An 8,051-nucleotide genomic window follows, 5' to 3' on the forward strand; every position below is an offset into this window, starting at 1 on the left:
GCTCGGTTGGCCAACGCGTTGCGCCGTCTGGGCATTACTGGAGACCAGCGCGTCGCGACGTTCATGTGGAACAACACCGAACACCTGACCACCTACGTGGCGGTGCCGGCGATGGGTGCGGTGTTGCATACCCTCAACATCCGGCTCTTCCCCGACCAGGTCGTCTATATCGCCAACGAGGCCGAAGACCAAGTCGTCGTGGTCGACATATCGCTGGCCCAACTGCTCGCGCCGATGCTGCCCCGCCTGGAGACGGTGCACAGCGTGATCGCGGTCGGCGAGGGGGACATGGCGCCGCTGGAACAGACCGGCAAGACCGTGCTGCGCTACGACGAACTCGTCGCCGGCGAGTCGGCCGACTTCGACTGGCCGGACATCGACGAAAACTCCGCTGCTGCGATGTGCTACACCAGCGGCACCACCGGCAACCCCAAAGGCGTTGTGTATAGCCATCGTTCGAGCTTTTTGCACACCATGGCGGCATGCACGGCCAACGGAATCGGTGTCGGGTCCAGCGATTGCGTGCTGCCCGTTGTTCCGATGTTTCACGCCAACGCCTGGGGCTTGCCGTATGCGGCGCTGATGGCCGGCGCGGATCTGGTGCTACCCGACCGCCACTTGGACGCCAGGTCGCTGGTCGACATGATCGAGAAGCTGCGGCCCACCGTCGCCGGCGCGGTCCCCACCATCTGGAACGACGTCCTGCACTATCTGGAGAAGGATCCTGACCACGACCTGTCGTTGCGGCTGGTTGCCTGCGGCGGCTCGGCCGTCCCCGTTTCGCTGATGCGCACCTTCGAAGAAAAGCACGGCGTCCAGATCCGCCAGCTGTGGGGCATGACCGAAACATCGCCGATGGCCACCATGGCGTGGCCGCCGCCGGAAACCCCCGACGACCAGCACTGGCCGCTCCGCGCCACCCAGGGCCAGCCCGTCTGCGGGGTGGAGGCCCGCATTGTCGACGACGACGACAACGTGCTGCCCAACGACGGCGAAGCCGTCGGCGAACTGGAAGTTCGCGGGGCGTGGATTACCGGCTCTTACTACCGCGGGCACGACCCGTCGAAGTTCGCATCCGGCTGGTTGCGCACCGGCGACGTGGGCCGCATCGACGAGCGCGGCTTCATCACACTGACCGACCGCGCCAAGGACGTCATCAAGTCCGGTGGGGAATGGATTTCGTCGGTCGAGTTGGAAAATTACTTGATCGCCCATCCGGACGTTGTCGAGGCCGCGGTCGTCGGCGTACCCGACGAGCGCTGGCAAGAGCGGCCGCTGGCCGTTGTGGTCCTCAAGGAAGGTGCTTCTGCCGATGCCGCCGGACTGCGAGAGTTCCTGGCGGACAAGGTTGTTCGATGGTGGCTGCCGGAACGGTGGACCTTTGTCGAGCAGATTCCGCGCACGAGTGTCGGCAAGTACGACAAGAAGGCCATCCGGGCCAACCACGCCGAGAACGCGTATCAGATCACCGAGTTGCGGGACTAGGGCCAGCAGACGCGAAAGCACCCGATTACCTAGCGTAATGGGTGCTTATGCGTCTTCTCAGGAGCAGTCGTTACGGTCGAGAACATGTGTCGACTGTTTGCATTGCACGCCGGGACCAATGTCGTGACCGCCACGTTTTGGCTGCTCGACGCCCCCGACAACCTGGCCGCCCAGAGCCGACGGAACCCGGACGGCACAGGGTTGGGCGTCTTCGACGGCCAGGGCCGCCCCGAGCTGCGTAAGCAGCCGATAGCGGCTTGGCAGGACCGTGATTTCGCCACCGAAGCCCATGACATGACCGGCACCACCTTCGTCGCCCATGTGCGATATGCAACGACGGGCGCGCACGACGTGGTCAACACCCATCCGTTTTTGCAGGACGACCGCGTATTCGCCCACAACGGTGTGGTCGAGGGCCTCGATGTGCTCGACGAGCGGCTCCGCGAGCTCGGCACCGCCGATCTGGTGTTGGGCCAAACCGATTCCGAGCGTGTCTTCGCGTTGATCACCGCCTCGATCCGCGCCCGCGGCGGCGATGTGCCGGCCGGTCTGGTCGACGCCATGCAATGGCTGGCGGCCAACGTGCCGATCTATGCGGTCAACGTCCTGTTGAGCACAGCCACCGACGTCTGGGCGCTGCGCTACCCCGAGCCCAACGAGCTCTATGTCCTGGACCGCCGCCAATGCCCGCCTGCGGCACGTTTCCACCTGCGCACCAATAGGATTCGCGCTCAGTCCGAACAACTTGACAGGTGCTCGTCGGTGGTGTTTGCCAGCGAACCCATGGACGACGATCCGCGGTGGCGCCTGATCGCTCCTGGCGAGCTGGTGCACGTCGACGCTGCGCTGCAGATCAGCTGCGATGTGGTGCTTCCCGACCCACCCCGCCATCAGTTGAGCCGCGACGATTTGAGCTCGGCAGCGCAGGCGGCGCAGCACGCAGCGGCGCGCTAACCGTGACAGCCAAACGTGCGCTTGTTCTGGCAGGTGGGGGAGTAGCCGGAATCGCCTGGGAGACCGGGGTGTTGCGCGGTATCGCCGACGAGTCGCCGGACACCGCGCGAACGCTGCTCGACTTTCATGTGCTGGTGGGGACATCGGCCGGCTCAGCGGTGGTGGCGCAGATCAGCAGCGGGCTGGCCCTCGACGAGTTGTTCGCACGGCAAGTCACCGCGACCTCAGCCGAGATAGACCCGGGCGTCGGCATCGACACCATCACCGAGCATTTCCTGACCGCCGTGACCCAGCCGGGCACCACGCGCCAGAAGTTGCAACGGATCGGGGCGATCGCCGCCGCGACCGAAACCGTCCCTGAGCCGGTTCGCCGCGAGGTGATCGCCCACCGTCTGCCGTCACATGAGTGGCCGGACCGCGACTTGCGGGTGACCGCGATCGACATCGCCACCGGCGAACGCGTTGTCTTCGACCGTGATTCGGGGGTGAGTCTGGTCGACGGGGTGGCTGCCAGTTGCGCTGTCCCCGGAGCATGGCCACCGGTGACGATCGGGGACCGGCGCTATATGGATGGCGGCGTCGGCAGCAGTATCAATCTCGACGTCGCCGACGACTGCGACGTGGCGGTGGTTCTGGTGCCTTCCGGTGCGTCGGCGCCGTCGCCGTTCGGCCCGGGTCCGGCTGCCGAGGTCGGGGCATTCCGTGGCGAGGCGTTCGCCGTGTTCGCCGACGACGACTCGCAGGCTGCGTTCGGGCCGAACGCGCTGGATCCGCGGTGCCGGGAGGCGTCGGCGCAAGCCGGGCGGGTGCAAGGTCGCCGGGAGGCGGCCGCCGTGGCCGCATTCCTGGACCGCGTCTAGCGGATCAACGGGATCAACAGCCGGGCCAGCCCGGACGGGGTCAGCTTTCGATCGCCGGCGGTGCGGCGTCGTCGGCGTTGAGGCTGTCCAGCGCGCGGGTGGCCAGCGTGCGGCCGACGTCGATCACTTCGGCCGCACGGTGGAATTCCAGGCTGCGGCAAACCGATCGGGGTACCTCGATCAACAGGTCGGGTGGATACGCAGCGATGGTGTGCCGCGCCAGCGCGGCCTGGGCAATGTCGATGGTGCGGTTCATCACTTCGAAACTGCCTAGCTTGGGCACTTCGAGCGGCTCGTCGCCGTCGGGCAGCTCGGACTCGTCGTCGGCTTCGGGGATCGCGGCGCCGAACCGGCTGAGCACCGCCCGCGCTGTCGGCCGGTCCAACAGCGACCGGGCCGCATTCGTGTCGAACAGCGCCGAGGTGCTGCGCACCATGCGGTTCAGCCACTCGGTCGTGGCGCGGGGCTCCGACTCACGGCTGCCGTCTGTCTCGCTGCCGCTCAGGCTGACCGCAATAGTGAGGTCCGCGTTGACCGCCGCGATCGGCGCCATCGGCAGCGGGTCGAGAATCCCGCCGTCGGCCAGCAGTCGTCCGTCCGACACGTGCGGTGCGATCACGCCCGGAATGGCAATGGAGGCTCGGATGGCCTCGTCGACGGGGCCACGCTGCATCCACACGGATTTGCCGGCCAGCAGATCGGTGGCCACAGCGGTGTAGGGAATCGGGAGCTCCTCGATGGTGACGTCGCCGAGAATGTCGCGCACCGCGTCGAGGATCTTCTCGGCCCGCAGCACTCCGGCTGAGGTAAGCGACGGGTCCAGCAGACGCAGGATGGCGCGTTGCGTCAGCGACCTTGCCCAATCGGCGAATTCGTGCAGCTTCCCCGCCGCCTGTAGGCCACCGACAAGCGCGCCCATCGACGAACCGGCGATCCCGACGATCTGATACCCGCGCTCTTGCAGCTCGTTGATCACCCCGATGTGGGCATATCCGCGCGCACCCCCGCTGCCCAGCGCCAGCGCCACGCGCGGCCGTGACGAGCTGCCCACTCGAAGCGCAGCAGGCTGCGATGCGCCGAGCGATCGCACCGGATCAGCGACAGCCATCCGTTCATTCTGCGCGCCGCCGCTTCTTCTTGGCCCCGTCTCGGTGACGGGCGGCATTTCTTTCATCCCTGATTCGAATTGCGGCGCGTACTGCGTGCTAGCCGCACTGGTCGTCGGCAGCAGCCTGTACCGCGACGATTACCGCGGCTTGTTGGCCTGGCGTCAGCTGCGCCCACGGCCTGTTGAACGTGCCGTTGCCCGGCTTGGCGGTCGGCGACTGCACGCTCGCCAGATACGGCTCGATCAACGTGTGCGGGTCGCCTTTGTGGCCGGCCATCCACTGCTTCGCAGCACGGCAGGCCAGGCCATATTCATCCTGGGACGAGTCCGCGGGCACGTCGACTTTGGTCGTGACCCCACCCGGCGAGACGCCGATGGCGCCCGGCGGTGGCGGACTCGTCGCGGGCAAGGGCGCCAACGTCGTGGGCGCAGCCGACCGGCCGGCTGTGCCGCCGTGATCCCCCGAGGAGCAGCTCGCGGTCACCGACAATCCGGCCGCGAAAACCGTGGTCCACAACAGCGGGCGACATCGACACCGGCGCACCCAGTCAATCTATGCAACACTGGCTGCCGTGATGGAGCGCGCCACAGTTCTGGAGTGTTGTCGGCCCTGACGCATCGCCGACCCCAGATCCGTCCATCCCTTCCGGAGTTCCCATGGTTCTCGCCAGCCCTGTCGCGCTGCGACCGTCCACCATCCCGTCGGTTTCCGGCCCCACCCGGCTTCGGGTGCCCGACCTATTGCACGCCACCGACCAGGCCGCCGACGACGTGCTCAGCGGGCACTACGACCACCTGCTGCCGCCCGGCGGTGTGCCGGCCCACGACCGCTGGTTCAGCCGCATCCGCGGTAACGACGAGATCGACATCTGGCTGATCAGCTGGGTGCCCGAGCATGCCACCGAGCTGCACGACCACGGCGGATCACTCGGGGCGTTGACGCTGCTGTCCGGGGCCCTCGACGAATTCCGCTGGGAGGGAGAGCAATTGCGGCGCCGACGGCTGGACGCCGGCGATCAGGCCGGGTTTCCGTTGGGCTGGGTGCATGACGTGGTGTGGGCTCCGCCGCAGCCGGGCGCACCCGCGGGCCCGACGCTGAGCGTGCACGCGTACTCGCCGCCGTTGACGGCGATGTCTTATTACGAAGTCACCGACCGCAACACGCTGCGCCGCTGGCGCACCGAATTGACCGACCGGGTGCCATGACCAGCCGGATCGACCGGATGCTGGGTATCGCCCGGACCCGGCTGCGCCGGCTCACCTCCGACCAGATTCCTGACGCGCTGCGGCGCGGCGCGGTGCTCGTCGACATCCGTCCGCAGGCCCAGCGCGCCGCTGAAGGCGAGGTGCCGGGCGCGCTGGTGATCGAACGCAATGTGCTCGAATGGCGATGCGACCCGACCAGCGACGCCAGCCTGCCACAAGCCGTCGACGACGACGTCGAGTGGGTGATCGTCTGCTCGGAGGGCTACACGTCCAGCCTGGCCGCGGCCGCCCTGCAGGATCTCGGGCTACACAAGGCAACCGATGTTGTCGGCGGATATCACACGCTGGTGGCCGCCGGCGTGCTGAGCGAACTTAGCGGTGTGTGAAGTTCGGTGGGCGTTTGTCGATGAACGCCGCCATCCCTTCGGATTGGTCGTCAGTGGCGAAAGCCGAATGGAATAGCCGACGTTCATAGAGAAGCCCTTCAGCCAAGGTGGATTCGAACGCCCGGTTGACGGCTTCCTTGGCCATCCGCGTGGCCGACAGTGACATTCCAGCGATCGTGGTGGCGACCGCTTTGGCCTCGGTAAGCAGGTCGGCGGCCGGGACCACGCGGGACACCAAACCGCTGCGCTCGGCTTCGGCGGCGTCGATGCTGCGCCCGGTCAGAATGAGGTCCATGGCCTTGGCCTTGCCGATGGCCCGCGTCAGCCGCTGGGAGCCGCCCATGCCGGGCAGCACACCGAGCTTGATCTCGGGTTGGCCGAATTTCGCTGTGTCGGCGGCGATCAGCAAGTCGCACATCATCGCCAGCTCGCAGCCGCCGCCGAGCGCGTGGCCGGCCACTGCGGCGATCGTCGGGGTGCGTACCGCGGCCAGCTTGGACCAGGGGGCGAAATAGTCGGCGCTAAAGACGTCGGCGAACGTCAGCCCTGCCATTTCTTTGATGTCCGCACCGGCGGCGAACGCCTTTGCCGAACCGGTGATGATGATCGCACCGATACCTGGGTCATCATCGAATTCGGTTGCGGCGCCTGTGACTTCGTGCATCATCTGGCTGTTGAGCGCGTTGAGCGCCTGCGGCCGGTTCAGCGTGATGGTGCCGACGCGTCCGTCGCGTTCGACCAGGATGGTTTCCCATTCTTTGTCGGTCATGTGCCGCCTTTCTAGAACTCCAGATCGTCATCGACGGGCGCGAAATACGCGTCGACGTCGGCCGAATTGACTTCGGCAAGCGATGCCGGCGACCACTTTGGATTGCGGTCCTTGTCCACCAGTTGGGCCCGGATGCCTTCGACCAGGTCGTGTGAGCGCAGCGCGGCGCACGACACTCGGTAGTCCTGGACCAGGACATCTTCGAGCGTGTCCAGTTTTGCGGCGCGGCGCACCGCCTCGAGCGTCACCGACAACGCTATGGGCGAGCGGGTGCCGATCAAGTTGGCGGCGTCGTTGGCCGCCGCGGAGTCATGACCGCGCAGCGCGGCGACGATGTCGGCAACAGTGTCGCCCGCATAACACTCGTCGATCCAATCCCTTTGGCTGGCAAGGTTACTCGCGGGCGGTTCGACCGCGTGGTCTGCGAGCGCGCGGTCGACGCCGTCGGTGACGATCGCCCGGGAGAACGCTTCCGTCTTGTCGTGCGGCACGTAGTGGTCGGCGAATCCCATTGCAATGGCGTCGGCTCCGGAGAACGGCGCCCCGGTCAGCGCCGCGTGCACCCCGAGCGAGCCAGGAGCCCGCGAGAGCAGATACGTGCCGCCCACGTCGGGAATGAACCCGATGCCCACCTCGGGCATGGCCATCTTCGTCGTATCGGTCACCACCCGGGTGTTGGCATGCGCGCCGACACCTACACCGCCGCCCATCACGATGCCGTCCATCAACGACACATACGGCTTGGGAAACCTGGCGATTTGGGCGTCGAGCAAGTATTCGTCGCGCCAGAACCGCCGCGCCGCAACGCCGTCGGCGCGTGCGCTGTGGTAGATCGCCACGACATCGCCGCCGGCGCACAGTCCGCGGTCGCCGGCGCCTTCGAGAACCACGGCGCGCACGGCGTCGTCGTGTTCCCATTCGGTCAGAATTCCGCTGAGCGCGTTGACCATGTTCTGCGTCAGCGAGTTGATCGCCTTGGGCCGGTTGAGTGTCACAAAGCCGACGCCGTCGTCGATACGGGTCAGGATTTCGTCGGATTCGCCCGTCACGCGCGCGGTCTCCTTCCGTCGGATGCACGCCAAGACTGATCAGCAATCTAGATCGTTGCCCCAGGCGCGGCGCCCGCGGGTAAGGTTTAGCTGGAGAGCGGCTTTACGACGTTTCCAGGCCGGGAACCCGGCCGAGCCGTTGATCGTTGACCAGGTGTTCGCACAGCTCGAAGCCACAGCTCAAGGAGAGGATCCGACGGTGCGGGAGACTAGCAACCCGGTATTTCGTTCGCT

9 protein-coding genes are annotated in these 8,051 nt (G+C 66.7%); 5 read left to right on the forward strand and 4 right to left on the reverse strand.

What is annotated here, in order from left to right; genetic code table 11:
* From VFA16_RS04930 to VFA16_RS04940, 3 genes are all read left to right on the forward strand, one after another.
* Nucleotides 1–1,485 (forward strand): long-chain fatty acid--CoA ligase (locus tag VFA16_RS04930; protein ID WP_324966738.1); only part of this gene is annotated, 1,485 nt, incomplete at its 5' end.
* 84 nt (nt 1,486–1,569) lie between these two features.
* Nucleotides 1,570–2,439 (forward strand): class II glutamine amidotransferase, encoded by an 870-nt coding sequence (locus VFA16_RS04935; RefSeq protein ID WP_324966739.1) that lies wholly within the window; start codon nt 1,570–1,572, stop codon nt 2,437–2,439.
* 2 nt (nt 2,440–2,441) lie between these two features.
* Nucleotides 2,442–3,299, forward strand: a complete 858-nt coding sequence (locus VFA16_RS04940; RefSeq protein WP_324966740.1) for a patatin-like phospholipase family protein — start codon at nt 2,442–2,444, stop codon at nt 3,297–3,299.
* A gap of 40 nt (nt 3,300–3,339) precedes the next feature.
* On the opposite strand, the gene VFA16_RS04945 is transcribed toward VFA16_RS04940, so the two are convergent.
* A complete protein-coding gene (locus tag VFA16_RS04945) occupies nt 3,340–4,407 on the reverse strand; it encodes a patatin-like phospholipase family protein (RefSeq protein WP_324966741.1) in 1,068 nt (355 codons plus the stop codon).
* Between the two features lie 97 nt (nt 4,408–4,504).
* Complete coding sequence (locus VFA16_RS04950; RefSeq protein WP_324966742.1) at nt 4,505–4,951, reverse strand: lipoprotein LpqV; 447 nt, start codon at nt 4,949–4,951, stop codon at nt 4,505–4,507.
* A 113-nt stretch (nt 4,952–5,064) separates the two neighbouring features.
* On the opposite strand from VFA16_RS04950, the gene VFA16_RS04955 reads away from it, so the two are divergent.
* On the forward strand, nt 5,065–5,613 hold the full coding sequence (locus VFA16_RS04955; RefSeq protein WP_324966743.1) for a cysteine dioxygenase: 549 nt from the start codon (nt 5,065–5,067) through the stop codon (nt 5,611–5,613).
* Complete coding sequence (locus tag VFA16_RS04960) at nt 5,610–5,999, forward strand: rhodanese-like domain-containing protein (protein WP_324966744.1); 390 nt, start codon at nt 5,610–5,612, stop codon at nt 5,997–5,999. Before VFA16_RS04955 ends, VFA16_RS04960 begins: the two co-directional genes overlap by 4 nt.
* Here VFA16_RS04960 and VFA16_RS04965 read toward each other — a convergent pair.
* Together VFA16_RS04965 and VFA16_RS04970 are read right to left on the reverse strand one after the other, a co-directional pair.
* A complete protein-coding gene (locus VFA16_RS04965) occupies nt 5,986–6,768 on the reverse strand; it encodes an enoyl-CoA hydratase (protein ID WP_324966745.1) in 783 nt (260 codons plus the stop codon). The two genes, VFA16_RS04960 and VFA16_RS04965, sit on opposite strands and share 14 nt — an antisense overlap.
* An 11-nt stretch (nt 6,769–6,779) precedes the next feature.
* Nucleotides 6,780–7,817, reverse strand: a complete 1,038-nt coding sequence (locus VFA16_RS04970) for an enoyl-CoA hydratase/isomerase family protein (RefSeq protein ID WP_324966746.1) — start codon at nt 7,815–7,817, stop codon at nt 6,780–6,782.
* Nucleotides 7,818–8,051 lie beyond the last annotated feature (234 nt).

Source organism: Mycobacterium sp. (genome assembly GCF_035653355.1).
Classification (GTDB): domain Bacteria; phylum Actinomycetota; class Actinomycetes; order Mycobacteriales; family Mycobacteriaceae; genus Mycobacterium.